The organism is Luteimonas composti (assembly GCF_042678665.1).
In the GTDB taxonomy this organism is placed as follows: domain Bacteria; phylum Pseudomonadota; class Gammaproteobacteria; order Xanthomonadales; family Xanthomonadaceae; genus Luteimonas; species Luteimonas composti.
Genome location: NZ_JBHTKU010000005.1, coordinates 319870 through 345844, shown reverse-complemented (window position 1 = coordinate 345844; position 25975 = coordinate 319870). Strand labels below are relative to the sequence as shown.

Sequence of the window (25975 nt, the reverse complement as noted above, 5' to 3'; positions counted from 1 at the left end):
ATCACAGTCCGCCACGCAGATGCCCCGGACAGCACCTGACAAAACTTTGTCGGAAAGTGACGCGAAAGGTCAGTTGTCGCATTCGCATCCGGATGGTGGGTGCGGCGTAGCGCGCGATGACGCGCGGATATCCACCGGGGAGACGAAGCCCGGCGCCGCTGGCGGACAGCCACGACGCGCGGAAAGCAACGATGCGGACGGTGGGGCAGGGATGCGGTCCCGCCGGCTCGACCGGCGGACTTCCCGCGCGGGCCTCCACATGCTGCCCTGCGCAGGAGCACGGCGGCGCGACTCAATCGATCCCGAGCTTCTTGAGCTTGTAGCGCAGCGCGCGGAAGGTGATGCCCAGCGCCGCCGCGGTCTTGGTCTTGTTGTAGCGGTTTTCCTGCAGCGCCTGCTGGATGGCGGTGCGCTCGATCTCCTCGATGTAGGAGGGCAGGGCGCTGCTGGAGGTGTCGAAGGGATTGAGGTTGCGCGGGTCGGCGCCGGTGCCGGCCGGCGGGGGCGTCGCCGGGGCCCCCGGCACGGGCGCCGGAGGGGGTGCGAACGGCGCGCCCGGTTGCGGCGCCGGCTGGCTGCTGCCGCCGGGCAGCTGCAGGTCGTCGGCGTGGATGGTGTTGCCGTCGGCCAGGGCCAGGGCGCGTTCGAGCACGTTCTCCAGCTCGCGCACGTTGCCCGGGAAGGGATAGCGCTCGAGCGCGGCGACGGCGTCGGGCGCCAGCGTGGGCGGCTGGCGCTTCATCGCGCGCGAGAGGCGCTCGAGCACGGCATCGGAGAGCAGGGCGAGGTCGCCGTCGCGCTCGCGCAGTGGCGGCACCAGCAGGCCGATGACGTTGATGCGGTAGTAGAGGTCGTGGCGGAAGCGGCCGTCGGCCACCAGCTGCGACAGGTCCTTGTGGGTGGCCGAGAGGATGCGCACGTCCACCGGCACTTCGCCCTGGGCGCCGACCGGGCGCACGCTTTTTTCCTGGATGGCGCGCAGCAGCTTGACCTGCATCGGCAGCGGCAGTTCGGCCACTTCGTCCAGGAACAGGGTGCCGCCGTCGGCGGCCTGGAACAGGCCGGGCTTGTCGCTGGTGGCGCCGGTGAAGCTGCCCTTCTTGTGGCCGAAGAACTCGCTTTCCATCAGTTCCGACGGGATCGCGCCGCAGTTGACCGGCACGAACGGCCCGCCCGCGCGCGAGCCCTGGGCATGGATGGTGCGCGCCACCAGCTCCTTGCCGGTGCCCGACTCGCCGAGGATGTGCACGGGCGCCTGGCTGCGCGCCACCTTGGCGATGGTCTGGCGCAGCGACACCATCGGCGGCGAGCCGCCCAGCAGCCGCCCGGCATCTTCCGGCTGGGACAGGCGTTTCGCGTTGAGTTCCAGCGCCTGGCGGACCAGGCCGCGCAGCACGTTGATGTCCACCGGCTTGCTGACGAAGTCGAAGGCCCCGGCCTTGAGCGCCTCGACCGCGGCCTCGACGTTGCCGTAGGCGGTGATCACCGCGACCGGGGTGTTGGGGAAGCGGGTGGAGATCTCGCTGACCAGCTCCAGGCCCGAGCCGTCGGGCAGGCGCATGTCGGTCAGGCAGAGGTCGTAGGACACCGTGGCCAGCATCTGGCGGGCCGCGTGCAGGTTGGGCGCGGTGTCCGTACGCAGGCCCATCCTCCCCAGTGTCAGCACCAGCAGTTCGCGGATGTCTTGCTCGTCATCGACGATCAGGGCACTGCGTGCTTCGGTCATGGGAGGTGCGGGATGGCAAAGGTGACCAATATTGACAGTTTTTGACGCGGGTGACGAGGGCGCGTGCGGTGGGGTATGGGCGTAGGCGGGATGCGGCGTCCTGCTCCTTCCCCTGCCTGCGGGGGAAGGTTGGGATGGGGGGCGCGCCGAAGGCGCGTGGTGGTGGCGCGGCGACCTGCGAGCCCCCACCCCGGCCCTCCCCCGCGAGCGGGGGAGGGGGCGGACCCGTAAGCGCTTTGCTCCTTCCCCCGCCTGCGGGGGAAGGTTGGGATGGAGGCGCGCCGAAGGCGCGTACTGGTGGCGCGGCGACCTGCTGCCCCCACCCCGGCCCTCCCCCGCGGGCGGGGGAGGGAGCGGACTCGTCAGCGCCTTGCTCCTTCCCCCGCTTGCGGGGGAAGGTTGGGATGGGGGCGCGCCGAAGGCGCGTACTGGTGGCGCGGCGACCTGCTGCCCCCACCCCGGCCCTCCCCCGCGGGCGGGGGAGGGAGCGGACCCGTCAGCGCCTTGCTCCTTCCCCCGCTTGCGGGGGAAGGTTGGGATGGGGGCGCGCGCCGAAGGCGCGCGTCGGTGGCGCTCAGTCCTGCAGCAGGGCGTGCTGCGGGGGCAGGGAGATCCGGAAGCAGGCGCCGCCGCCCGGGACTGCGACGTACTCGAGCGTGGCTTCGTTCGCGCGGCATAGCTCGTGCGCGATGTAGAGGCCAAGGCCGGTGCCGTTTTCGGACGTGGTGAAGAACGGACGGAACAGCTGGCTCGCCACCGCATCCGGAATCCCCGGTCCGCGGTCGAGCACGTTGATCGCCGGCGCGCGCTGGTCGCCTTCGACGTGGATCGCGATGCGCGGCATCTCGCCGGGCATGTGCCCGTAGCGCACGGCGTTGTTCACCAGCGAGGTCATGATCTGCTGCAGGTGGCGCGGGTCGAACATCACCGGCAGGCGTCCCGGCCCCTCGGTCAGGCGCAGCTGCGCGTTCTCCTCGGGGACGATCAACCGGTAATCGTCGATGAAGTGGCGCATGAAACCGACCAGGTCGATGTGCTCGGGCTTGGCGCGCTCGCGCCGGGCCAGGCCCAGCACGCTCTCGACGATGCCGTTGGTGCGCATGCACTGCTGGTGGATGATCTGCAGCAGGCGGCGGTCGGCGGCGCTCAGGTCCTGCGATTCCTCCAGCAGCTGGGTGGCGTAGCTGATCGCCGCCAGCGGGTTGCGGATCTCGTGGGCGAGGCTGGCCGAGAAGCGGCCCATCGCGGCCAGGGTGATCGACTCGGCGCGGCGCGAGACCAGCGAGGTGTCGTCGAGGAAGATCAGGGTCGAGTCGCTGGTCGCCAGCAGGCGGGCGAAGCGCGGCAGTACCTCGGTCTCGTCCGGGCCGCAGGCCATCGGCGTATCGTCATGGCGGCCGTCCTGCAGCCAGCCGGCCAGGCGCATCGCCAGTTCCGGCGCCACCTGCGCCAGCACCTGGCCGTGCATGGCCGGGCGTTCGGTGGCGGTGTTGTCGCCCAGCAGCATCTGCGCGGCCTCGTTGGCCATGCGCACGCGACCGGTGCCGTCCACCAGCACCACGCCGATGCGCATGCGGCGGATCACCAGTTCGTTGATCTCGGCCAGGTTGGCCGCTTCGGCGCCGCGCTGGTCGGCCAGGCGCCGGGCGTCGTGCATCTGCCGGCCGAGGTGGCGCATCAGGGCGACGACGGCGAAGTAGGCCACCGCGAACATCAGCACTTCGGCCAGCGGGCGGTAGGCGTGGACCTGCTCGATGCGATCCCACACGTACTCGCCCACCAGCGCCAGCGTGGCCAGGCTCGCGAAGGCCATCGCCCAGCGCATCGGCACGAACAGCGCGGCCGCGGCCAGGTTGAACACCAGCATCAGGGCGATGCCGGGGCCGGCGCCGGGCATGGCGTGGGTGGCCAGCACCACGACGGTGATGTCGATCGCCACGCCGGCGATCGCGTGCGGGGCGAGGCCGTTCGGACCGGTCGCGCGTCGCGCGAGCACCAGCAGCAGGGTCGACAGGGCCAGGTAGGTGGCCGACACCGTGCGCGCCAGTTCCGGCAGGTGCAGGTCGCCGATCAGGGCTCCGGCGGGGCTGAAGACCACCAGGGCCAGCAGGCTGGCCACCAGTACGCGGTACAGCGCGAACAGGTAAAGCTCGCGGCCCGGCGACGGTCTCTGGGCGGCTGGGGTGGCTGCGGCGGAGGCGGGCAAGGGGCGGCTGCGGGCGTGGGCAGCCCCGGAGTATAGGGGCGCCCGGCGCCGCCGGGCCGGGGCGCGGCCGCCCCCCGGTTTTGCCCGGGGGCGGCGCATGGGCGAGAATAGGCGGCCGCGTGCTGCCTGCTGGCCTCCGGGTCCGGGGCGCGCGACGCGATCCTCCCCAGCACGGACCCCACATGAACTTCCACGAATACCAGGCCAAGCAGTTGTTCGCCGACTACGGCATCGCGGTGCCGGCGGGGCGCGTCGCGCGCTCGCCTGAGGAGGCGGTCGACGCCGCCAAGTCCATCCCCGGCGACCTCTGGGTGGTGAAGGCCCAGATCCACGCCGGCGGCCGCGGCAAGGCCGGCGGCGTGAAGCTCGCCCGCAGCTACGACGAAGTGCGCGACTACGCCAAGGCCATGCTCGGCACGAAGATGGAAACCTACCAGTCGGCCGGCGTCGCCCTGCCGATCGATTCGGTGCTGATCTCCGAGGGCACCGACATCGCCCAGGAACTGTACCTGTCGGTGCTGGTGGACCGCTCGACCCAGTCGATCACCTTCATCGCCTCGAGCGAGGGCGGCGTGGACATCGAGCAGGTCGCGGCCGAGACGCCCGAGAAGATCCAGACGCTCAACGTCAACTACGTACAGGGCCTGCAGCCCTACCAGTGCCGCGACATCGGCTTCGCGCTGGGCCTCAACGCCAAGCAGGTCGGCCAGCTGACCAAGATCATGATGGGCCTGTACAAGCTGTTCAATGAAAAGGACCTGGCCCTGGTCGAACTCAACCCGCTGGCGATCCTCACCAACGGCAACCTGGCCGTGCTCGACGGCAAGGTGAACTCCGACGACAACGCCAGCTTCCGCCACGCCGACCTGGTCGCGATGCGCGACATCCGCCAGGAGGACGAGACCGAGGTGGCCGCCAGCCAGCACGACCTCAACTACGTGACCATGGACGGCAACATCGGCTGCATGGTCAACGGCGCCGGCCTGGCGATGGCGACCATGGACGTGATCAAGCTGGAAGGCGGCGAGCCGGCCAACTTCCTGGACGTGGGCGGCGGCGCCAACAAGGAGCGCGTGACCGAGGCGTTCAAGCTGATCCTGTCGGACGAGGACGTCAAGGCGATCTTCGTCAACATCTTCGGCGGCATCGTCCGCTGCGACATGATCGCCGAGGGCATCATCGCCGCGGTCAAGGAAGTGGACGTCAAGGTGCCGGTGATCGTGCGCCTGGAAGGCACCAACGTCGAAGAGGGCAAGAAGCTGCTGCGCGAGAGCGGCCTGGCGATCACGCCGGCCGACGACATCAACGACGGCGCGAAGAAGGCCGTCGCCGCGGTGAAGCAGGCGGCCTGACGCAACGGCTCTTCCAGCCCTCTTGAGTCAAGGGGGCGACCCCGGCGCGCAGCGGCGGGGTGGGGGTTGTGGAGGAGCGCGCGAACGGACAAGGAGGCTGCACGCCTTGTCCGGCCCGTCCGAAGCGACCGACATCCGAATACCAAGGAACTCAAAGAAATGTCCGTTTTGGTCAACAAGAACACCAAGGTGATCGTGCAGGGCTTCACCGGCCAGCAGGGCACCTTCCACGCGCAGCAGATGCTCGACTACGGCACCAAGGTGGTCGGCGGCGTGACCCCGGGCAAGGGCGGCACCGAGCACCTCGGCCTGCCGGTCTTCAACACCGTGGCCGATGCCGTGGCCGACACCGGCGCCGACGCCTCGGTGATCTACGTGCCGCCGCCGTTCGCGGCCGACGCGATCCTCGAAGCGGCCGACGCCGGCATCCGCGTGATCGTGTGCATCACCGAGGGCATCCCGGTGCTGGACATGCTGCGGGTCAAGAACACCCTCAAGGGCTACCCGGACACCGTGCTGATCGGCCCGAACTGCCCCGGCGTGATCACCCCCGGCGAGTGCAAGATCGGCATCATGCCGGGCCACATCCACAAGCCGGGCAAGGTGGGCATCGTCTCGCGCTCGGGCACGCTGACCTATGAAGCGGTCAAGCAGACCACCGACGCCGGCCTCGGCCAGTCGACCTGCATCGGCATCGGCGGCGACCCGATCAACGGCACCAACTTCATCGACGCGCTGAAGCTGTTCCAGGACGATCCGCAGACCGAGGGCATCATCCTGGTCGGCGAGATCGGCGGCAGCGCCGAGGAAGAAGCGGCCGAGTTCATCAGCCAGTTCGTCACCAAGCCGGTGGTGGGCTTCATCGCCGGCGCCTCGGCCCCCAAGGGCAAGCGCATGGGCCACGCGGGCGCGATCGCCTCGGGCGGCTCGGGCACGGCCGAGGGCAAGTTCGCCGCGCTGGAGAAGGCGGGCGTGACCACCGTGAAGTCCCCGGGCGACCTGGGCGCCGCGATCGCCAAGCGCCTCAACGGCTGATCCGTCGCGTCGTGCTGCAAGTGGAAGGCCGCCTCCGGGCGGCCTTCTGCGTTTGGGGGCGCGCGCCGAGGGCGCGCGTTCGAGATCGCCGCGACCGTTGGCCCCCACCCCAGCCCTCCCCCGCGAGCGGGGGAGGGGGCGACGCTCTCTCTTCTCTTGCGCGAGTGTCAGCAGGTGCATCGATCTACTCCTTCCCCCGCTTGCGGGGGAAGGTCGGGATGGGGGCGCGCGCCGATGGCGCGGGTTCGAGACCGCCGCGATCGTTGGCCCCCACCCCAGCCCTCCCCCGCGAGCGGAGGAGGGGCGCGCGCGCTCTTCCTCGCGCGAGCGCCAGCACGTGCATCGCTCTGCTCCTTCCCCCGCTTGCGGGGGAAGGTCGGGATGGGGGGCGCGCGCCAATGGCGCGCGTTCGGGACCGCCGCGACCGCTTGCCCCCACCCCAGTCCTCCCCGCGAGCGGGGGAGGGGGCGGCGCGCGAGCTCTTCCTCGCGCGAGCGCCAGCAGGCGCATCGCCCTGCTCCTTCCCCCGCTTGCGGGGGAAGGTCGGGATGGGGGCGCGCGCCCATGGCGCGCGTTCGAGACCGTCGCGATCGTTGGACCCCACTCCAGCCCTCCCCCGCGAGCGGAGGAGGGGCGCGCGCGCTCTTCCTCGCGCGAGCGCCAGCACGTGCATCGCTCTGCTCCTTCCCCCGCTTGCGGGGGAAGGTCGGGATGGGGGGCGCGCGCCAATGGCGCGCGTTCGGGACCGCCGCGACCGCTTGCCCCCACCCCAGTCCTCCCCGCGAGCGGGGGAGGGGGCGGCGCGCGAGCTCTTCCTCGCGCGAGCGCCAGCAGGCGCATCGCTCTGCTCCTTCCCCCGCTTGCGGGGGAAGGTCGGGATGGGGGCGCGCGCCGATGGCGCGCGTTCGAGATCGCCGCGATCGTTGGCCCCCACCCCAGCCCTCCCCCGCGGGGGAGGGGGGAGCTGCAGCGATGCCCAGGCAGCGTCGTTCTTCGCGCTGGCGGCCAGTCGAGCTCTCGGCATCAGTGTGCTGAGACGCTGTCCCGCGTGGTGTTTCTGCCTCTGCCCCCTCCCCCGCTCGCGAGGGAGGGCTGGGGTGGGGGCAGCCGCCGCGAGGAAATCTCCGACAGCCCAAGGGACCCTCCGCCGATTCCCCGGCGCTCCAGCCCACGCCACCCTGCAATCCCCCGACACGGAAGCAGGATGCGCCAGGGGCAGAAACTCGATCGCGCACGCATGCTGCGCGCCACCATGACCGATGCCGAGCGCCTGCTCTGGGGATGCCTGCGGATGCGCCAGCTCGAGGGCCATCGGTTCCGGCGGCAGGTGCCCGTCGGACCCTATATCGTCGACTTCGCCTGCCGGCGGGCGCGTCTCGTGGTCGAGGTCGATGGTGGACAGCACGCGGGTTCGACCGGTGATCGGCGGCGCGATGCATTCCTGCACGCGGCCGGCTTCCACGTGCTCCGCTTCTGGAACCACGAGGTGCTGGCGCAGCCGGACGCGGTGTGCGAGGCGATCCTGGCGCGGCTTGCGCCCGGGCCCCCACCCCAACCCTCCCCCGCAAGCGGGGGAGGGACCTGAGGCTTCGTTGGGGGCGCATCGCACCCGCCGCGTTCGTTCTCGCGGCCCGCAGGCGCGGGAGGGGGCTGAGGCTTCGTTGCGCGCCGCATCGCACCGCCGCGCTCGTCCTCGCGCCCCGCAGGCGGAGGAGGGGCTGAGGCTTCGATGCGTGCGCACCGCATCGCGCCGGGGTACTCCCTCCTCCGCTTGCGGGGAGGGCCGGGGTGGGGGCAGGGCAGCGACAAAGCATCTGGAGCCGCCCGGGCCAGCTCATGGCCCCAAGCTTCGGCCCTCACCTCCGACAGGCGATACTTGGCTTCATCGTGACGCCGCAGCAGGGACCCCACATGACCGACACCCTCCGCATCGCCATGGCCCAGTTCGACTTTCCGGTCGGCGACGTGGCGGGCAACACGGCGCGCATCCAGGCGATGATCGCCGAGGCGCGCGACGAATACGGCGCCGACATCGTGCTGTTCCCGGAACTGGCCATCAGCGGCTATCCGCCCGAGGACCTGCTGATGCGGCCCTCGTTCCTGGCCGATTGCGACCGCGCGATGCGCGAGGTGGCGAAGGCCGCCACCGGCATCGTCGCCGTGGTCGGTTGGCCCGAGAGCGCCGGCAGCATCCTCTACAACGCGGCCAGCGTGCTGCGCGGCGGCAGGATCGAGGCGACCTACCGCAAGCGCGAGCTGCCCAACCACGACGTGTTCGACGAGCGCCGCTACTTCCACGTCGATCCGGACGGCGAGAGTTGCGTGTTCGAGGTCAAGGGCGTGCCGGTGGGCGTACTGGTATGCGAGGACGCCTGGTTCCCGGAGCCGCTGGCCGAGACCGCGCGCGCGGGCGCGCAACTGGTGCTGATCGCCAACGCCTCGCCGTTCGAGCGCGGCAAGCACGCGCGGCGCGACGCGATGCTGGCCGAGCGCACCCGCGAAAGCGGTACCGCGCTGGCCTATCTCAACGTGGTCGGCGGACAGGACTCGCTGGTGTTCGACGGCGCCTCGCTGGTGGCCGACGCCGACGGCAGCGTGCACCCGGCCGCGGCGGCGTTCACCGACCAGTGGCTGGTGGTGGACTACGACGTGGCCGCGCGCCGCTTCTCGCCCGTGCTGTGGATGGACGACGGCGACGAGAGCGTGGATGCGCTGGCCTGGCGCGCGGTGGTGCGCGGAATCCGCGACTACTGCGGCAAGAACGGATTCCGGAAGGTGTGGCTGGGACTATCGGGCGGCATCGATTCCTCGATCGTGCTGGCGATGGCGGTGGATGCGCTGGGCGCGGGCAACGTGACCGCGGTGCGGATGCCGTCGCGCTACACCGCCGGCCTGTCCAACGACCTGGCGCAGGAGCAGTGCGACGCGCTGGGCGTGGAACTGCTCACCCTGCCCATCGAACTGCCGTTCCAGGGCTACCTCGACGCGCTGTCGGAACAGTTCGCCGGCAAGGATGTCGATGCGACCGAGGAGAACCTGCAGTCGCGCGCTCGCGGCGCCATGCTGATGGCGCTGTCCAACAAGCTCGGCGGCCTGCTGCTGACCACCGGCAACAAGAGCGAGTACGCGGTGGGCTACGCCACCATCTACGGCGACATGTGCGGCGGCTACGCGCCGATCAAGGACCTGTACAAGACCGAGGTCTACGGCCTGGCGAAATGGCGCAACACCGTCGGCGGCGCGCCGGTGATCCCGCCGGGCGTGATCGACCGCCCGCCCTCGGCCGAACTACGCGCCAACCAGCTCGACCAGGACTCGCTGCCGCCCTACGACGTGCTCGACGCGATCCTGCGCCGCTACGTGGACCAGGAGCAGTCGCGCGACGAGATCGTCGGCGCCGGTTTCGACGCGGCCACGGTCGACCGCGTGCTGCGGCTGGTGCGGGTGAGCGAGTGGAAGCGCCACCAGGCTGCGCCGGGGCCGAAGGTGTCGCGCCGCGCCTTCGGGCGCGAGCGGCGCTACCCGATCAGCAACCGCTATCCGGCCTGAGGGCATGGCGCGGGCGCGGGGCGCAGGGCGGGCGGCGGCTCGCACAGGGGCATCCGCCGGCTTCCCGTCCGGTCGGGCGACAACACGGTCTTCCAGTTCGCCTGCCCGGCGCGGATGCGCGTGTCGCACAGGCCAGCGGCCGGAAGCGACGGCCCGGCCCTCCCATCACCGCCGGACGTCGCACCGCTCGCTGCCGGCAGGCGGCCTTGTGCCGGCGTCAGCGGCTTGCCGGACACGCCAGAGCCGGCCCGCCGCCGACATCGCCTGCCCCCAGGGCTGCCGTGGTCCGGGGCGGAGACACCCGCGACCTGCCCGGAGCCCGCGCACCGCGACGTCGATTCCCGGGCCCCCAAACGCAAACGCCGCCCGGTGGGCGGCGTCTGCGCGTCGCTGCGCGATGGCTCAGTCGGCGCGACGCGGATCGTTGTCGATCGCCGAGCGCTCGCCCGCGAAGGGGTTGAGCTTGCGGATGTTCCAGGGGTAATCCGGCCAGTTGTCCGCCAGGTAGGGGTGGTCCGGGTCGTTCTGCTGCAGCACGCGGCGGGCGTCTGCGGCCAAGGTCTCGTTGCCCAGTTCGGTGTAGGCGGCGACGAGCACGGCCACCGCGTCGTTCTGGAACTCGCTCTGCGGATAGGTTTCCAGCAGGTAGGTCGCGCGGTCGGCGGCGGCCACCCAGGCGTCGCGGCGCAGGTAGTACAGCGCCACCTCGATCTCGTGCCGCGCGAACATGTTGCGCAGCGCCACCATGCGCTGGCGCGCGTCCTCCGCATAGCGGCTGCCGGGGTAGCGCTCGATCAGGGTGTTGAAGTCGGAATAGGCCTGGTTGGGGGTGGCCAGGTCGCGGCGGCTGGCGTCGAGCTTCCACACCCGCTGCAGGAACACGGTGTCGCGGTTTGCGTTCACCAGGCCGCGCAGGTAGTACATGTACGGCGTGTTCTTGTGGGTGGGGTAGGTGCGCAGGAAGCGGTCGATGGTGGAGATCGCCTCCTCGTTGTTGCCCATCTTGAACTGCGCATACGCCGTTTCCATCAGCGCCTGCTCGGTATAGGGGCCGTACGGGTACTGCGCCAGCAGGCGACGGTAGGTGACGGCTGCGCCGGCCCAGTTGCCGTTGCGCATCTGGCCCTGGCCCTTGTCGTAGAGCTGCTCGACCGGGACGCCTTCGTTCTCGTCCTCGTCCTTGAACACACCCTTCAGGCGCGCGCAACCGGAGGTCGCCATGACGATCACGAGCAGCAGCAGCACGGTGCGGTGGAACGGGGTCGGGCGGACGGTCATGGGCACCGGGGCAGGCAAGGCACGAACGGCGGATAATACCAGCCCGTCCCGGCCCGCCGGGTCCATCGCCTGAATCGCAGCCGTCCATGTCCGATACCGGTCCCGTCGACACCCCGCCACGCGAGGCCCGCGTCCCCGAATCCGCCGCCGGGCGCCGCTTCGACGCGGTCCTGGCCGAGCTGTTTCCCGAATTCTCGCGCTCGCGGCTGGCGGCCTGGATCCGCTCCGGCGACGTGCGCGTGGACGGCCGCGAACTGCGGCCGCGGGATCCCGTGCACGGGGGCGAGCAGGTGACCCTGCACGCCCGGCTGGAGGAGGACACCCGCGCCGAGCCGCAGGACATCCCGCTGCAGGTGCTCTACGAAGACGCGCAGGTGCTGGTGATCGACAAGCCGGCCGGCCTGGTGGTCCATCCCGGCGCGGGCAATCCCGACGGCACCCTGGTCAACGCCCTGCTGCACCGCGACCCGGCGCTGGCGACGCTGCCGCGGGCGGGTGTCGTGCACCGGCTCGACAAGGACACCTCGGGGGTCATGGTGGTGGCGCGCACCCTGCAGGCGCAGACCGCGCTGGTGGCGCAACTGTCGGCGCGCGGCGTGCATCGCCAGTACCTGGCGGTGGTGACCGGGGCGCTGGTGGCCGGAGGTACGGTCGACGCCGCGATCGACCGGCATCCGCGCGACCGTGTGAAGATGGCGGTGCGCGAAGACGGCCGCGACGCGGTCACCCACTACCGCCTGCGCGAGCGGTTCCGCGCGCACACAGCGCTCGAATGCCGGCTTGAGACCGGGCGTACCCACCAGATCCGCGTGCACATGGCCCACCTGCGCTTCCCGATCGTGGGCGATCCGCTGTACGGCGGGCCGCTGAAGCTGCCCAAGGGCGCGTCGGAGGACCTGGTCGCGGCGCTGCGCGGCTTCCGCCGCCAGGCGCTGCATGCCGAGACCCTGGAGTTCGCCCATCCGGGCAGCGGCGAGCCCGTGCGCTGCACCGCCCCGGTGCCGGACGACATGCTGGCGCTGATGGCCGCGCTGCGCGCGGACGCCGCGGCCCACGCCGAAGCCGAGCGCGCGCGGCGGTGGTAGCCGGTCGCGTCGAGGCGCTGGCGCCGCCGGGCGTTCCGGCGTCGGCGCCGTTCCCGGCCAACGTGCGGGCGTTCACGACGCTGCGCCACGGGGCGGGGGGATCGGCGGCGCCGTTCGACAGCTTCAACCTGGGCAATTTCCGCGGTCCCGAGGGCGACGATCCCGAGACGGTGGCGCGCAACCGCGCCGAGCTGGTGGCGCGCTTCGGGCTGCCGTCCTGGCCGCACTGGCTGCGGCAGGTGCACGGGACGCGGGTGCTCAGGTTCGATGCGCCGGCCGGGCCCCCACCCCAACCCTCCCCCGCAAGCGGGGGAGGGAGCTTGGGGGAGGGCCGGGGTGGGGGCCTGTCCGAAGCCACTTCTCCCTCCGTGGCCCATCTCCCTCCCCAGCCTGCGGGCGAGGGCCGGGGAAGGGGCCTGTCCGAAGCCCCAGCCCCCGGCCTCGAACCCGAAGCCGACGCCTCCGTGACCTCTGCGCCGGGTGTCGTCCTCGCCATCCTCACCGCCGACTGCCTGCCGGTGGTGTTCGCCGCCCGCGACGGCAGCGAACTGGCGGTCGCCCACGCCGGCTGGCCGGGGCTGTCCAAGGGCATGCTCGAGGCCACGCTGGCCGCCATGCGCACGCCGCCACGCGAACTCGTCGCCTGGATCGGCCCCTGCGCCGGCCCCGCGCGTTACGAGGTGGGGCGCAACGTTTTCGACGCCTTCGTCGGATCCGACCCGGGCGCGGCCGCCGCATTCTCGCCCGTGCGCGAGGGCCACTGGCTGGCCGACCTGCCCGCGCTGGCGCGCCGCCGGCTCGCCGCCGCTGGCATGCGCGTGGCCGACATCCACGGCGGCGACCTGTGCACGATCTCCTGGCCCGACCGATTCTTCTCCCACCGCCGCGACGGCCGTAGCGGACGGATCGCGACGCTGGCCTGGATCGCGCCGGGCGGCTGATTCCCGCGGCCGCGCGGAGCGCTCCGCGGGCGTGCGCGCGCCTTGATCAGCGCCGAGCGCGCGCCGCCCAGCCGCGTCGCGCTGGGCACAGTCGCTCCCCCAAGACCCGTCGAAAGGGCCGACAGGCGGCAGCCGCACCGGTCCCGCACCGGCCGCCCATCTGCTTATTCCCAACGGTTATTTCGAGCGCCCCTCGTCGTTCGCCGACAGTATTCTGGTGCAGATGGACCCGCATCCCGGCGCGGACAGCGGCGCCGGGCCGATGTCGTGCGCTGCCGCCAGGGGCGCGCGATGCCTTCCGTTTCCACGTTGCCAGGATCCCACGATGACCGCCTTGCCCCCGCATTTCCCCCGTCGCCCCCTGCGCCGCAGCCTGCTGGCCCTCGCGCTGGCCGTCCCGATGGCCGCGTCCGCCCAGCAGGAGGACGCCGGCCGCGAGGCGGTCACCCTGGACGCGCTGGAGGTCACCGCGCAGCGCAGGGTCGAGAACATCCAGGACGTGCCGATCTCGATCAGCACGCTCTCCGGCGAGAAGCTCGGCGTGCTGGCCTCGGGCGCGGGCGACGTGCGCTTCCTGTCCGGGCGCGTGCCCAGCCTCAACATCGAATCCTCGTTCGGCCGCGCCTTCCCGCGCTTCTACATCCGCGGGCTGGGCAATACCGACTTCGACCTCAACGCCTCGCAGCCGGTGTCGCTGGTCTACGACGACGTGGTCCAGGAAAACCGATCCTCAAGGGCTTCCCGGTGTTCGATCTCGAACGCGTCGAAGTGCTGCGCGGCCCGCAGGGCACCCTGTTCGGCCGCAACAGCCCGGCGGGCGTGGTGAAGTTCGAGTCCGCGAAACCGTCGCAGGAGGCGGGCGGCTACACGCGCATCGCCGCCGGCACGGACGGCCTGTGGAACGTGGAAGGCGCCTGGGGCGGCCCGCTCACCGATCGCTGGTCGGCGCGCGTGTCGGCGCTGTACCAGCGTCGCGAGGATTCGGTGGACAACACCCATCCGGGCGCGGCCAACGACGGCCTGGAAGGCTTCGACGAATCCGCCGCGCGCGTGCAGTTCCTGTACGAGGGCGAGGACTTCGAGGCGCTGCTGAACCTGCACGGCCGCCACCTCAACGGCACCGCGCGCGTGTTCCGCGCCAACATCATCCAGCCCGGCACGAACGACCTGGTGCCGGGCTTCGACCGCGACCGGGTCGCCATCGACGGGCAGAACTTCTCCGAGCTCGACAGCCAGGGCGGCAGCGCGCGCCTGCGCTGGGACCTTGGGGACTACAACCTGTATTCGATCACCGGCTACGAGACGGTGGAGACGATCAACCGCGGCGACATCGACGGCGGCTACGGCGCCGTATTCCTGCCGCCGGAGCTGACCGGACCGGGCATCATCCCCTTCGCTTCGGAGTCGGCCGACGGGCTGCCCGACCACCGCCAGATCACCCAGGAATTCCGCATCGAATCCGACTACGGCCAGCGCTTCGAATGGCAGGCCGGCCTGTTCTGGTTCGACGAGGACCTGACCGTCGACAGCTTCAACTACGACTCGCTCGCGCCCGGCAACCCGCGCGCCGGCTTCGCCGTGCAGACCCAGCGCAACAAGGCCTGGGCGGTGTTCGCCTCGGGCGAGTTCGCGGCGACGGAACAGTTCAAGCTGCGCGGCGGCCTGCGCTACACCAGCGACGAGAAGGAGTTCAGCGCCACCGTGTTGGAAGGCGCGCCGTTCGGCGCGCCGCCGGGCGGCCCGTACGAGGTCTCGGTCGACGACAGCAACGTCAGCTGGGACCTGAGCGGCGTGTACGAGGCCAGCGACGCGGTGAACCTGTACGCGCGCGTGGCGACGGGCTTCCGCGCGCCGTCGATCCAGGGCCGGCTGCTGTTCGCCGATCCTGCCGCGCCCAACGGCGGCGTGACCACGGCCAGCTCCGAAGAGGCGATCTCCTACGAGCTCGGCGTCAAGGCCGACCTGTGGGACCGGCGCGCGCGCCTGGGCTTCAACGTGTTCCGCTACGAGGTCGACGACCAGCAGATCATCGCCGTGGGCGGCGGCGCCAACATCGCCACCCTGCTCAACGCCGACCGCACCAGCGGGCAGGGCGTGGAGCTTGACCTGGAGGCCTGGCTGACCGACTCGCTGCTGGTGACCCTGGGCAGCAGCTACAACGACACCGAGATCGAGGATGCGGACCTGTCGGTGGCCGGCTGCGCGCAGTGCACGGTGACCGATCCGCCGGTGCTCGACGGTGCCGGCCAGCCGACCGGGCGCTACTACATCGACGGCAATGCGCTGCCGCAGTCGCCCAAGTGGGTGCACAACCTCACCGCGCGCTGGGGCGTGCCGGTGGGCGCGGGCGAGTTCTTCGTGTTCACCGACTGGGCCTATCGCAGCGAGGTCAATTTCTTCCTGTACGAATCGCCGGAGTTCACCGGCAAGTCGAGCCTGGAAGGCGGTCTGCGGCTGGGCTACAGCTGGGCCGAGGGCGACCGCGAAGTGGCGGTGTTCGGCCGCAACATCACCGATCAGCTGCGCGTGGTGGGCGGCATCGACTTCAACAACCTCACCGGCTTCCTCAACGAGCCGCGCACGCTGGGCGTGGAGTTCACGGCGCGGTTCTAGGGAGCGGCGACCTGGGAGGCCCCCCCTCCCAACCTCCCCCCGCAAGCGGGGGGAGGGGCGAAAGCCGAAGCCAAAAGCCAACAGCCAGAGCCAGAAGCCAGAAGCCGAAAGCCGAAAGCCGAAAGCCGGAAGCCGAAAGCCGGAAGCCGAAAGCCGGAAGCCGAAAGCCGGAAGCCGGAAGCCGGAAGCCGGAAGCCGAAAGCACCGCGCATCGCCGTACTCCCTCCTCCGCGCAGCGGGGGAGGGTTGGGGTGGGGGCGCTCTTGCCGCTGCTCCTGCTCCCCGCTTTCCCGCAGCACGCGACCAGACGCCCTGGTCCATCGCCTCACCCCGCGCCATGGCGCCACCCCTGATCCGGAGCCCCCGAGGACCCTCCCCGCATGACCCCACCTCCCGCCCGCCACGCGCCGCGCTGGTTCGTCGCCGGGGACTTCAACGGCTTCTTCGGCCTGCTGGTCGACAACCTCTCGATCCTCGGCTTCATCGCCATGGCCCTGGTGGGCATCTATGGCGTCCCGGCGGAGGTGGTGTTCACGCGCATGTTCCCGGGCACCGCGCTGGGCGTGCTGCTCGGCAACCTGGCCTACACCTGGATGGCGCGGCGACTGGCGCGACGCACGGGCCGCGACGACGTCACCGCGATGCCGCTGGGCCTGGACGCGCCGACCAGCATCGGCATGGCGCTGCTGGTGCTCGGGCCGGCCTTCGCCGCGTTCAGGGCCGACGGGCTCGACGACCAGGCCGCGGCGATCGCCACCTGGCAGCTGGGCATGGCCGCGCTGGTGGTGATGGGCCTGCTCAAGACGGTGCTGTCGTTCGCCGGCGACTGGATCACGCGGGCGCTGCCGCGCGCCGCGCTGCTGGGGTCGATCGGCGGTGCGGCGCTGGCGCTGCTGGGCTTCCTGCCGCTGGTCGAACTGCTGCGCAATCCGGTGGTCGGCCTGGTCACCTTCGGCCTGCTGCTCTACGTCCTGGTGGCGCGCGGCGCGCTGCCGCTGCGGATCCCGGGCGTGCTGCTGGCGTTCCTGGTCGGCACTGCGCTGTACTACGGGCTGGGCCTCGCCGGGCTGGGCGTCCCCGGGTTCGCCGTGCCCGAACCGGTGCGCCTGTCGCCGCAGCTGCCGCTGCTGGGGATCGGCTTCCTCGAAGGCCTGCCGTCCACCGTGCCCTACCTGCCGCTGTTGCTGCCGTTCGGCCTGCTGATGGTGGTGGGCGGGATCAACGTCAGCGAAAGCGCGCGCGCGGCGGGCGATGATTACCGCACCCGCGACGTGCTGCTGGTCGAGGCGCTGTCCACCCTGGTCGCCGGCGTCTGCGGCGGCGTCGCGCAGACCACCCCCTACATCGGCCAGCCGGCCTACAAGCAGATGGGCGCGCGCAGCGGCTACACCCTGCTGACCGGACTGTTCGTGGGGATCGGCGGCATGCTCGGCATCGTCGCCGGACTGGTGCAGTGGCTGCCGCTGGCGGTGCTGGCGCCGATCATCGTCTACGTCGGCATCGGCATCACCGTGCAGGCCTTCCACGCCACGCCCGCGCGGCATGCGCCGGCGGTGGCGCTGGCCTTCCTGCCGTCGCTGGCCTACCTGCTGTCGATCAAGCTCGGCAACCCGGCCTGGATCGCGCCCGAGCGCTTCGCCGCGCTTTATGCCGACACCGGCGCGCACGGCCTGCCGGAACTCGCCGCCCTGGTCACCCTCGGCAACGGCTTCATCATCACCGCGATGCTGTGGGCGACCCTGCTGGTGGCGATGATCGAGGGCCGCATGCGCGCGGCGGCCGGGGTGCTGCTGCTGTGCGCGGTGCTCACGCTGTTCGGCGTCATCCACTCGGTCGATCCGCGCGGCGGGATCTACCTGCCGTGGACGCTGGAAGGGCTGCGCGCGGTGATCGCCTGGCAGTTCGCCGGCGCCTACGGCGCGCTGGCCCTGCTGGTCGGCGCGCTGTCGCTGCAGCGCGGCCAGGCGCAGCCATCCCCGTCGCCCGACCGTATCTGATTCCCGATCGCGCCCGATAGCGCCGGCGGTCGCGTAGGCCGCGCCGGAAGCGGACACCGTGCGCCGGCGCGCGGCTATGCTTGCCGCCCCCGGTCGCGATTCCGTGCATGCAGCCCACCGTGTTCCAGCAGGCGCTAGGCGCCGCGTTCTTCCGCCTTCCCGACAGCCTGCGCCTGCTGCACTCCAACCGCGGACGCACGCGCTGGGTGGGCCGGGCCAGCGTCGAACGCGGCCGCAATCCGCTCGCGCGGCTGTGTGCGCGGATCGCCGGACTGCCGCCGGCCGGCCAGGACGTGGCGACCGTGGTGGAGTTCGACTGCGGCCCGGCGCGCGAAACCTGGCGTCGCGAGTTCGGGGCGGCGCGCATGACCTCGGTCCTGGGACTGCGCGACGGACTGCTGCGCGAGCGCCTGGGTCCGGTGTCGTTCCGCTTCGCCCTGCACGCCAACGACGGCGCGATCTGGTGGACCGTGGCCGGCGCGCGGCTGTTCGGGCTGCTGCCCCTGCCGGCGTCGATGTTCGACGGCGTGCGCTGCCGCGAGTACGAGCAGGACGAGCGCTATCATTTCGAGGTCGACGCGGCGCTGCCGGTGGCGGGCCGGATCGTGCGCTACGCCGGCTGGCTGGTGCCGGAGTGAACCCGGGACGCCGGATGCGGGATGCGGATACGACGCCCGCCGCGGCGGGCGCGATCATCGTGTTCGACGGCGTCTGCGCGCTCTGCAACGGCTGGGTGGATTTCCTGCTGGCGCGCGACCGCCGGCAGCGTTACCGCTTCGCCGCGATGCAGTCGCCCGCCGGCCGTCGCCTGCTCGCGGAGCACGGACTGGATCCCGACGATCCCGCCTCTTTCCTGCTGCTGGACCGGCAGGGCGCGCATGTCGATACCGGCGCCATCCTGCGCGTGCTGGCGGGGTTGGGCGGGGCATGGCGCGTCGCCGGCCTCGCCCGCTGGCTGCCGCGCGGCCCGCGCGACCGCCTGTACCGGCTGGTCGCACGCCATCGTTACCGGCTGTCCGGCCGCCGCCAGGCCTGCCGGCTGCCGGATCCGGCGCTGGCGCACCGTTTCCTCGAGCGCTGAGGCGCCGCCCCTGTTGATTCCCGGCTTGTAACCTGGGGAACCGGCCCGCATCTGGGGAACATCGCCGGCGTGGCCGGCCGCTCCCCTCGAGGAACTCCCGATGCGGATGGACAAGCTCACCTCGCGCTTCCAGCAGGCCCTGCAGGACGCGCAGTCGCTGGCCGTGGGCCGCGACCACAACTTCATCGAACCGGTGCACCTGCTGGTGGCCCTGATCGACCAGCAGGGCGGCGGCACGCGACCGTTGCTGTCGCAGGCCGGCGTCAACGTGCCGGTGCTGCGCGAACGCCTGGGCGAAGCGCTCGAGCGGCTGCCCAAGGTGACCGGCCAGGCCGGGCAGCTCTCGGTCGGCAACGATCTTGCGCGCCTGCTCAACGTCACCGACAAGCTGGCCCAGCAGCGCGGCGATGCCTTCATCGCCAGCGAGCTGTTCCTGCTCGCCGCGCTGGAGGACAGCGGCGAGGCCGGGCGCGCGCTCAAGGCGGCCGGCGCCACGAAGCAGGCGCTGGACGCGGCGATCGACAGGGTCCGCGGCGGCGAGCGCGTGCAGGACGAGAACGCCGAGGAATCGCGCCAGGCGCTGGAGAAGTACACCATCGACCTGACCGCGCGCGCCGAAAGCGGCAAGCTCGACCCGGTGGTCGGCCGCGACGAGGAGATCCGTCGCACCATCCAGGTGCTGCAGCGGCGCACCAAGAACAATCCGGTCCTGATCGGCGAGCCGGGCGTGGGCAAGACCGCGATCGTGGAAGGCCTGGCCCAGCGCATCGTCAACAACGAAGTGCCCGAGGGCCTGCGCGGCAAGCGCGTGCTGTCGCTCGACATGGGCGCGCTGATCGCCGGCGCCAAGTTCCGCGGCGAGTTCGAGGAGCGCCTCAAGGGCGTGCTCAACGACCTGGCCAAGAACGAGGGCCAGATCATCCTGTTCATCGACGAACTGCACACCATGGTCGGCGCCGGCAAGGCCGACGGCGCCATGGACGCGGGCAACATGCTCAAGCCGGCGCTCGCGCGCGGCGAACTGCACTGCATCGGCGCGACCACGCTCGACGAGTACCGCAAGTACGTGGAGAAGGACGCCGCGCTGGAGCGCCGCTTCCAGAAGGTGTTCGTGGGCGAACCTACGGTCGAGGACACCATCGCGATCCTGCGCGGGCTCAAGGAGCGCTATGCGGTCCACCACGGCGTGGAGATCACCGATCCGGCGATCGTCGCCGCGGCCACGCTGTCCAACCGCTACATCGCCGACCGCCAGCTGCCGGACAAGGCCATCGACCTGATGGACGAGGCCGCCAGCCGCATCCGCATGGAGATCGACTCCAAGCCCGAGGAGCTCGACCGCCGCGAGCGCCGCCTGATCCAGCTCAAGATCCAGCGCGAGGCGCTGAAGAAGGAGAAGGACGCCGAGTCGAAGCAGCGCCTGGCCGATCTCGAATCCGAGATCGCCGAGCTGGAGCGCGAGTACAACGACCTCGAGGAGATCTGGAAGGCCGAGAAGGCCACGGTGCAGGGTGCGACGAAGATCAAGGAGCAGATCGAGCAGGCGCGCCTCCAGCTCGAGGCCGCCCAGCGCCAGCAGGACTACGCGAAGATGAGCGAGATCCAGTACGGCACGCTGCCGGAGCTGGAGAAGCAGCTCAGGGCGGCGCAGGAGGCCGAGACCAGCGGCTTCCAGCTGCTGCAGGACCGGGTGACGGCCGAGGAGATCGCGCAGGTGGTCGCGCGCTGGACCGGCATCCCGGTCAGCAAGATGCTCGAGGGCGAACGCGAGAAGCTGCTCAAGATGGAGGACGCGCTGCACGGACGCGTGGTCGGCCAGGAGGAGGCGATCAAGGTCGTCTCCGACGCGGTGCGCCGCTCGCGCGCCGGGCTGGCCGATCCCAACCGCCCGAGCGGCTCGTTCCTGTTCCTGGGGCCCACCGGCGTGGGCAAGACCGAGCTGTGCAAGGCGCTGGCCGAGTTCCTGTTCGACTCGGCCGACGCGATGGTGCGCATCGACATGAGCGAGTTCATGGAGAAGCACGCCGTCTCGCGCCTGGTCGGCGCGCCCCCGGGCTACGTCGGTTACGAAGAGGGCGGCTACCTCACCGAGGCCGTGCGGCGCCGTCCCTACAGCGTGATCCTGCTCGACGAGGTCGAGAAGGCGCATCCGGACGTGTTCAACATCCTGCTGCAGGTGCTCGACGACGGCCGCCTGACCGATGGCCAGGGCCGCACGGTGGACTTCCGCAACACCGTGATCGTGATGACCTCCAACCTCGGCTCGCACCAGATCCAGGAGATGGCCGGCGACGATTCGCCCGAGGCCTACCTGCAGATGAAGGCCTCGGTGATGGGCGTGGTGCAGGCGCACTTCCGTCCCGAGTTCATCAACCGGCTCGACGACATCGTCGTGTTCCACCCGCTGGACAAGGCGCAGATCAAGGCGATCGCGCGGATCCAGCTGCGCGGACTGGAGAAGCGGCTGGCCGAGCGCGGCATCCGCATCGAGGTGTCGGACAACGCCTTCGAGCTGCTCGGCAACGTCGGCTTCGACCCGGTGTACGGCGCGCGTCCGCTCAAGCGCGCGATCCAGCAGCAGCTGGAGAACCCGCTGGCGCAGCAGATCCTGTCGGGCGCGTTCGGCAACGGCGATACGGTGCGGGTGGATGCGGAAGGCGGGAAGCTGGTCTTCGGCAAGGGCTGATGTGGGTGGCTGGCGCGCCTTCGGACGGGCCCCCACCCCAACCCTCCCCCGCAAGCGGGGGAGGGGGCTGATCGCGCAGGCAGCGGTGGGAGGGTGCTGATCGCGCGGCTGCAGGCAGCGCGGGATCTCGCAGATGCAAGCGTGTCGAAGACTCTTCCCGCCTTGCCCGCCATCTCCCTCCCCCGCTTGCGGGGGAGGGCCGGGGTGGGGGCAGGCCGAGCGGCAGGCCCACGGATCCCGGCAGCGGAACGAGGCCGCCGGCGACATAAGGTTGCCCGTGCAACCTGACGTCCACGCGCGCCAGCTTTGACGTATGGTCGGAAGCCCGTCTCCAGACACCACGTCGCCATGGCCGAAAACAGCTGGAAGCCCGAAACCATCGCCGTGCACGGCGGCTATTCGCCCGACCCGACCACGCGTTCGGTCGCGGTGCCGATCTACCAGACCGTCGCCTACGCCTTCGACAGCGCGCAGCACGGCGCCGACCTGTTCGACCTCAAGGTGCCGGGCAACATCTACACCCGGATCATGAATCCGACCACCGACGTGCTCGAGCAGCGCGTCGCGGCGCTGGAGGGCGGCATCGGCGCGCTGGCGCTGGCCTCGGGCCAGGCGGCGATCACCTACGCGATCCAGACCATTTCCGAGGCCGGCGACAATATCGTCTCGTCCACCGCGCTCTATGGCGGCACCTACAACCTGTTCGCGCACACGCTGCCGCAGTTCGGGATCGAGACGCGCTTCGCCGACCATCGCGACCCGCAATCGTTCGCCCGGCTGATCGACGACCGCACCAGGGCGGTCTTCGTCGAATCGATCGGCAACCCGCTGGGCAACATCACCGACATCGAGGCGGTGGCGAAGGTGGCCCATGCCCATGGCGTGCCGCTGATCGTCGACAACACCGTGCCCACGCCGTACCTGCTGCGGCCGATCGACTTCGGCGCCGACATCGTGGTGCATTCGCTGACCAAGTACCTGGGCGGGCACGGCAACAGCATTGGCGGCGCGATCGTCGATTCGGGCCGCTTCCCCTGGGCCGAGCACAAGGCGCGCTTCCGCCGCCTCAACGAACCGGACGTGAGCTACCACGGCGTGGTCTATACCGAGGCGCTGGGGCCGGCGGCCTATATCGGTCGCGCGCGCGTGGTGCCGCTGCGCAATACCGGCGCGGCGCTGTCGCCGTTCAACGCCTTCCTGATCCTGCAGGGCATCGAGACGCTGCCGCTGCGCATGGACCGCATCAACGCCAACACGCTGGCGGTCGCGCGGCACCTGCAGGGGCATCCCAAGGTGGAGTGGGTCAACTACGCGGGGCTGGCCGACCATCCCGACCACGCGCTGGCCCGGAAATACCTGCGCGACGGTGGCGCCTCGGGCCTGTTCACCTTTGGCCTGCGCGGCGGCCGCGAGGCCGGTGCGCGCTTCCTCGACGCGCTGCAGCTGTTCACCCGGCTGGTGAACATCGGCGACACGCGTTCCCTCGCCACCCATCCGGCCTCGACCACGCATCGTCAGCTCTCGCCGGAGGAACTGGCGCTGGCGGGCGTCAGCGAGGAGACGGTGCGACTGTGCGTGGGCATCGAGCACGTCGACGACCTGGTCGCCGACCTCGACCAGGCGCTGGCGCAGGCCTGAGCGCAGCGCCGCTCAGCGCAGCCGGTCGAGCAGGGACTGGATGCCGGCGCTGGCCGGCATGCGCAGGTGTTCGTCGGCGAAGGTCGAGACCGCGCTTTCGACCGGGTTGATCTCGACCACGCGCACGCCTCGCCGACGTGCGCGCATCGGCAGCGAGGCCGCCGGATGCACCAGGCCGGAGGTGCCGACCACCACCAGCAACCCGCAGCGGTCGAGCACGTCGCCGGCGGCCGTCCAGGCGGCCTCGGGCAGCGCCTCGCCGAACCAGACCACGCCCGGGCGGAAGGGGCCGCCGCAGGCGGGGCAGGGCGGTGGCGTTTCGCGCGCGCCTGCGTCGCCGGGCGGTAGGTCCGCGAGGATGGGATCGGGCGAGACGCGGTGCCCGCAGTCCAGGCAGCGCGAGGCGAACAGGCTGCCGTGCAGGTGGATCACGCCGGTCGAACCGGCGCGCTCGTGCAGGTCGTCGACGTTCTGGGTGACCACCGACACCGCGTGTCCGGAGTTCGCCAGCGCGGCGATGCCCAGGTGTCCCGCATGCGGCAGGGCGCGCCGCACCAGGGCCGCGCGCCAGCGGTACCAGCCCCAGCACAGTGCCGGGTCCCGGCGGAACGCGGCCTCGGTCGCCAACTGTTCGGGATCGTAGCGGGCCCACAGGCCGGTCAGCGCGTCGCGGAAGGTCGGCACGCCGCTTTCGGCGGACATGCCGGCACCGGTCAGGAAGGCGATTCGCATCGGCCGTGGCCCCGGCGACGGTCGCCGCGCACGCTCAGGCCGCGGCCGGCGCGGGATCGCTGGGCGGCGCGGTGTCGTCGCTCGCGGGCTTGCGCGCAGGCCGGTAGGGCGGCGTCGACATCACCATCTCCGCCAGCGAGAACGCCAGCTCGCGTTCGGCCAGCACCGCGCCGTCGGCGCCGTGCTGCAGCAGGTGGCGCACTTCGGCTTCGCTGTGGGCGCGGGCCAGCACGGTCAGCGCCGGGTTGAGCGTCTTCATGCGCTCGATGGTCTCGCCGGCCTCGAGCGCGCGCGGGATCGCGAACACCGCCAGCTTGGCCCGACCCGGCAGGGCCTCCTGCATGACCGGCACCGAGGCCACGTTGCCGCGTACCGCCAGCAGGCCGTCCTCGCGCGCGCGGTGCGCCAGGTCGCCGTCCTCCTCGACCACCACCACCGGCACGCCGCGGTCGCGCAGCAGCAGCGCCAGCTGCCGGCCGACGCGGCCGTACCCGACCACGATGGTGTGGTCGTCCACGTCCAGCGCCGGATGCGCGAGCGGATCTTGCTCCTCCTCGCTCCTGGCCGCGTCTTCGGCCGCGGCGGCTTCGGTCGCGGCGCGCCTGGCCAGGCGCCGGTCGAGCAGGCGGAAGATCATCGGGTTGAGCATGATCGAGATCAGCGCGCCGGCCAGTACCAGCGACTGTTCGTCCACCGACAGCATGCGCAACGCCACGCCCAGGCCCGCGATGATGAAGGCGAACTCGCCGATCTGGGCCAGGCTGGCGGAGATGGTCAGCGCGGTCGAGACCGGATGGCCGAACGCGCGCACGATGAAAAACGCCGCAGCCGACTTGCCGAACATGATGATGAACGCGGTGGCCAGCACCTCGAGCGGGCGGTTGACCAGGATCATCGGGTCGAACAGCATGCCGACCGAGACGAAGAACAGCACTGCGAACGCATCGCGCAGCGGCAGCGAATCGTTGGCCGCCTTGTGGCTGAGCTCGGACTCGTTGAGCAGCATGCCGGCGAAGAACGCGCCCAGCGCGAAGGACACGCCGAACAGCAGGGCGGAGCCGAAGGCGATGCCGAGCGCGATCGCCAGCACCGACAGGGTGAACAGCTCGCGCGAACCGGTGCCGGCGATGCGCTCGAGCACCAGCGGGATCACCCGTCGCCCGACCACGAGCATCACCGCCACGAAGGCCGCGACCTTCAGCATGGTCCACATCACGGTGTTGAGCACGCCACCCAGCGTGGGCGGCGGCGCACCCTCGGTGCCGACGAAGATGTCGGCCAGCACCGGCATCATCACCAGCGCGAGCACGCAGGCGAGATCCTCGACGATGAGCCAGCCGACCGCGATCCTGCCGCGCGTGGTCTCCAGCAGGCGTCGCTCCTCCATCGCCCGCAGCAGCACCACGGTGCTGGCGGTCGCCAGCGCGAAGCCGAAGATCACGCCATGCAGGGTGGGCCAGCCCAGGATCGCGGACAGGCCCCAGCCCAGCACCGTGGCCACGGTGATCTGCGCCACCGCGCCCGGGATCGCGATCGCCTTGACCTCCATGAGGTCCTTGAGCGAGAAGTGCAGGCCGACCCCGAACATGAGCAGCATCACGCCGATCTCGGCGAGCTGGTTGGCCAGCTCCTGGTCGGCGACGAATCCGGGGGTGAAGGGTCCGACGATGATGCCCGCGGCGAGGTAACCGACCAGCGGGGACATGCGCAGCCGGTTGGCCAGGGCACCGAGCACGAACGCGACGGCAAGGCCAACGGCGACGATGTTGATCAGGTCGGTGTCATGATGCATCGAGGCCCGTGGTCTAGCGTGGCTTCTGGGGTTGCAGTTTGGCGGATGCGGGCGGATCGATCAATTCCGGGCGGGATTCCGGGTTTTTTTCCGACTAGGCGCTGCATTGCCTGCTGGCACGTTCGAGCAATCCTGGCGCAGGTTTCGTGCGCCCGCGCTGCGGACATCGCCGGATGCGGCTCTCGCTTCCGCCTCCCGCGCTGGCCGGTGCCGTTGCTGACCGAGCCGTCAAGCGAGCCTCACGGCTCGAACATCAAAGGCGAG

At 71.1% G+C, this 25975-nt stretch carries 16 protein-coding genes and 1 pseudogene; 12 read left to right on the top strand and 5 right to left on the bottom strand.

Translation table 11 applies throughout. The features are described 5' to 3' along the window. Nucleotides 1–292: 292 nt before the first annotated feature. Nucleotides 293–1726, bottom strand: a complete 1434-nt coding sequence (locus ACFQ2D_RS16460) for a sigma-54-dependent transcriptional regulator (protein WP_280941599.1) — start codon at nucleotides 1724–1726, stop codon at nucleotides 293–295. 574 nt (nucleotides 1727–2300) lie between these two features. Beyond that, nucleotides 2301–3932, bottom strand: a complete 1632-nt coding sequence (locus ACFQ2D_RS16455; RefSeq protein WP_280941600.1) for a sensor histidine kinase — start codon at nucleotides 3930–3932, stop codon at nucleotides 2301–2303. Between the two features lie 182 nt (nucleotides 3933–4114). Between ACFQ2D_RS16455 and sucC the strand changes: the two genes are divergently transcribed. The 4 genes from sucC (at nucleotide 4115) to ACFQ2D_RS16435 (ending at nucleotide 9868) form a co-directional block, all read left to right on the top strand. Beyond that, nucleotides 4115–5284 (top strand): ADP-forming succinate--CoA ligase subunit beta, encoded by a 1170-nt coding sequence (gene sucC / locus ACFQ2D_RS16450; protein ID WP_280941601.1) that lies wholly within the window; start codon nucleotides 4115–4117, stop codon nucleotides 5282–5284. 159 nt (nucleotides 5285–5443) lie between these two features. After that, nucleotides 5444–6319, top strand: coding sequence for a succinate--CoA ligase subunit alpha (sucD, locus tag ACFQ2D_RS16445; RefSeq protein WP_280941602.1), 876 nt, complete (start codon nucleotides 5444–5446; stop codon nucleotides 6317–6319). A gap of 1204 nt (nucleotides 6320–7523) precedes the next feature. Next, the gene (locus ACFQ2D_RS16440; RefSeq protein ID WP_280942717.1) at nucleotides 7524–7904 is read left to right on the top strand and encodes an endonuclease domain-containing protein; all 381 of its coding nucleotides are present in this window, start codon (nucleotides 7524–7526) and stop codon (nucleotides 7902–7904) included. Between the two features lie 326 nt (nucleotides 7905–8230). Beyond that, nucleotides 8231–9868 carry an NAD+ synthase gene (locus ACFQ2D_RS16435; RefSeq protein WP_280942718.1) on the top strand — a complete coding sequence of 546 codons (1638 nt, stop codon included), beginning with the start codon at nucleotides 8231–8233 and terminating at the stop codon, nucleotides 9866–9868. A gap of 402 nt (nucleotides 9869–10270) precedes the next feature. Here the strand turns inward: ACFQ2D_RS16435 and ACFQ2D_RS16430 are convergent, their stop codons facing one another. Continuing rightward, nucleotides 10271–11146 carry an outer membrane protein assembly factor BamD gene (locus tag ACFQ2D_RS16430; protein WP_280942719.1) on the bottom strand — a complete coding sequence of 292 codons (876 nt, stop codon included), beginning with the start codon at nucleotides 11144–11146 and terminating at the stop codon, nucleotides 10271–10273. An 86-nt stretch (nucleotides 11147–11232) separates the two neighbouring features. Here ACFQ2D_RS16430 and rluD point away from each other — a divergent pair, with 86 nt between their 5' ends. The 8 genes and pseudogenes from rluD to ACFQ2D_RS16390 all read left to right on the top strand — a co-directional run bounded on the left by rluD (nucleotide 11233) and on the right by ACFQ2D_RS16390 (nucleotide 23187). Then, nucleotides 11233–12231 (top strand): 23S rRNA pseudouridine(1911/1915/1917) synthase RluD, encoded by a 999-nt coding sequence (gene rluD, locus ACFQ2D_RS16425; RefSeq protein ID WP_280942720.1) that lies wholly within the window; start codon nucleotides 11233–11235, stop codon nucleotides 12229–12231. Further along, a complete protein-coding gene (locus ACFQ2D_RS16420; RefSeq protein WP_280942721.1) occupies nucleotides 12225–13172 on the top strand; it encodes a polyphenol oxidase family protein in 948 nt (315 codons plus the stop codon). The genes rluD and ACFQ2D_RS16420 overlap by 7 nt, the downstream gene beginning before the upstream one ends. Before the next feature lie 325 nt (nucleotides 13173–13497). After that, nucleotides 13498–15785 (top strand): annotated as a pseudogene (locus ACFQ2D_RS16415) (TonB-dependent receptor). A 380-nt stretch (nucleotides 15786–16165) separates the two neighbouring features. Further along, nucleotides 16166–17782 carry a hypothetical protein gene (locus ACFQ2D_RS16410; protein ID WP_280942722.1) on the top strand — a complete coding sequence of 539 codons (1617 nt, stop codon included), beginning with the start codon at nucleotides 16166–16168 and terminating at the stop codon, nucleotides 17780–17782. 107 nt (nucleotides 17783–17889) lie between these two features. Continuing rightward, complete coding sequence (locus tag ACFQ2D_RS16405; protein ID WP_280942723.1) at nucleotides 17890–18420, top strand: DUF4166 domain-containing protein; 531 nt, start codon at nucleotides 17890–17892, stop codon at nucleotides 18418–18420. 14 nt (nucleotides 18421–18434) lie between these two features. After that, nucleotides 18435–18863: a thiol-disulfide oxidoreductase DCC family protein gene (locus tag ACFQ2D_RS16400; RefSeq protein WP_280942724.1), complete on the top strand. Its 429-nt coding sequence runs from the start codon at nucleotides 18435–18437 to the stop codon at nucleotides 18861–18863. A gap of 100 nt (nucleotides 18864–18963) precedes the next feature. Beyond that, entirely contained in the window at nucleotides 18964–21549 is a 2586-nt protein-coding gene (gene clpB / locus ACFQ2D_RS16395; protein WP_280942725.1) for an ATP-dependent chaperone ClpB, read from the top strand. A gap of 348 nt (nucleotides 21550–21897) precedes the next feature. Then, nucleotides 21898–23187 (top strand): O-acetylhomoserine aminocarboxypropyltransferase/cysteine synthase family protein, encoded by a 1290-nt coding sequence (locus tag ACFQ2D_RS16390; protein ID WP_280942726.1) that lies wholly within the window; start codon nucleotides 21898–21900, stop codon nucleotides 23185–23187. 12 nt (nucleotides 23188–23199) lie between these two features. Here ACFQ2D_RS16390 and ACFQ2D_RS16385 read toward each other — a convergent pair whose 3' ends face one another. Beyond that, on the bottom strand, nucleotides 23200–23919 hold the full coding sequence (locus ACFQ2D_RS16385) for an SIR2 family NAD-dependent protein deacylase (RefSeq protein WP_280942727.1): 720 nt from the start codon (nucleotides 23917–23919) through the stop codon (nucleotides 23200–23202). A gap of 34 nt (nucleotides 23920–23953) precedes the next feature. Continuing rightward, nucleotides 23954–25711, bottom strand: coding sequence for a YbaL family putative K(+) efflux transporter (gene ybaL / locus ACFQ2D_RS16380; RefSeq protein ID WP_280942728.1), 1758 nt, complete (start codon nucleotides 25709–25711; stop codon nucleotides 23954–23956). Nucleotides 25712–25975 lie beyond the last annotated feature (264 nt).

Excerpts from the sequence above, each read along its gene's own strand:
- ACFQ2D_RS16460 (WP_280941599.1), bottom strand. The coding sequence starts at position 1,726 with ATGACCGAAGCACGCAGTGCCCTGATCGTCGATGACGAGCAAGACATC.
- sucC (WP_280941601.1), top strand. The coding sequence starts at position 4,115 with ATGAACTTCCACGAATACCAGGCCAAGCAGTTGTTCGCCGACTACGGC.
- sucD (WP_280941602.1), top strand. The coding sequence starts at position 5,444 with ATGTCCGTTTTGGTCAACAAGAACACCAAGGTGATCGTGCAGGGCTTC.
- ACFQ2D_RS16440 (WP_280942717.1), top strand. The coding sequence starts at position 7,524 with ATGCGCCAGGGGCAGAAACTCGATCGCGCACGCATGCTGCGCGCCACC.
- ACFQ2D_RS16435 (WP_280942718.1), top strand. The coding sequence starts at position 8,231 with ATGACCGACACCCTCCGCATCGCCATGGCCCAGTTCGACTTTCCGGTC.
- ACFQ2D_RS16430 (WP_280942719.1), bottom strand. The coding sequence starts at position 11,146 with ATGACCGTCCGCCCGACCCCGTTCCACCGCACCGTGCTGCTGCTGCTC.
- rluD (WP_280942720.1), top strand. The coding sequence starts at position 11,233 with ATGTCCGATACCGGTCCCGTCGACACCCCGCCACGCGAGGCCCGCGTC.
- ACFQ2D_RS16410 (WP_280942722.1), top strand. The coding sequence starts at position 16,166 with ATGACCCCACCTCCCGCCCGCCACGCGCCGCGCTGGTTCGTCGCCGGG.
- ACFQ2D_RS16405 (WP_280942723.1), top strand. The coding sequence starts at position 17,890 with ATGCAGCCCACCGTGTTCCAGCAGGCGCTAGGCGCCGCGTTCTTCCGC.
- ACFQ2D_RS16400 (WP_280942724.1), top strand. The coding sequence starts at position 18,435 with ATGCGGGATGCGGATACGACGCCCGCCGCGGCGGGCGCGATCATCGTG.
- clpB (WP_280942725.1), top strand. The coding sequence starts at position 18,964 with ATGCGGATGGACAAGCTCACCTCGCGCTTCCAGCAGGCCCTGCAGGAC.
- ACFQ2D_RS16390 (WP_280942726.1), top strand. The coding sequence starts at position 21,898 with ATGGCCGAAAACAGCTGGAAGCCCGAAACCATCGCCGTGCACGGCGGC.
- ACFQ2D_RS16385 (WP_280942727.1), bottom strand. The coding sequence starts at position 23,919 with ATGCGAATCGCCTTCCTGACCGGTGCCGGCATGTCCGCCGAAAGCGGC.
- ybaL (WP_280942728.1), bottom strand. The coding sequence starts at position 25,711 with ATGCATCATGACACCGACCTGATCAACATCGTCGCCGTTGGCCTTGCC.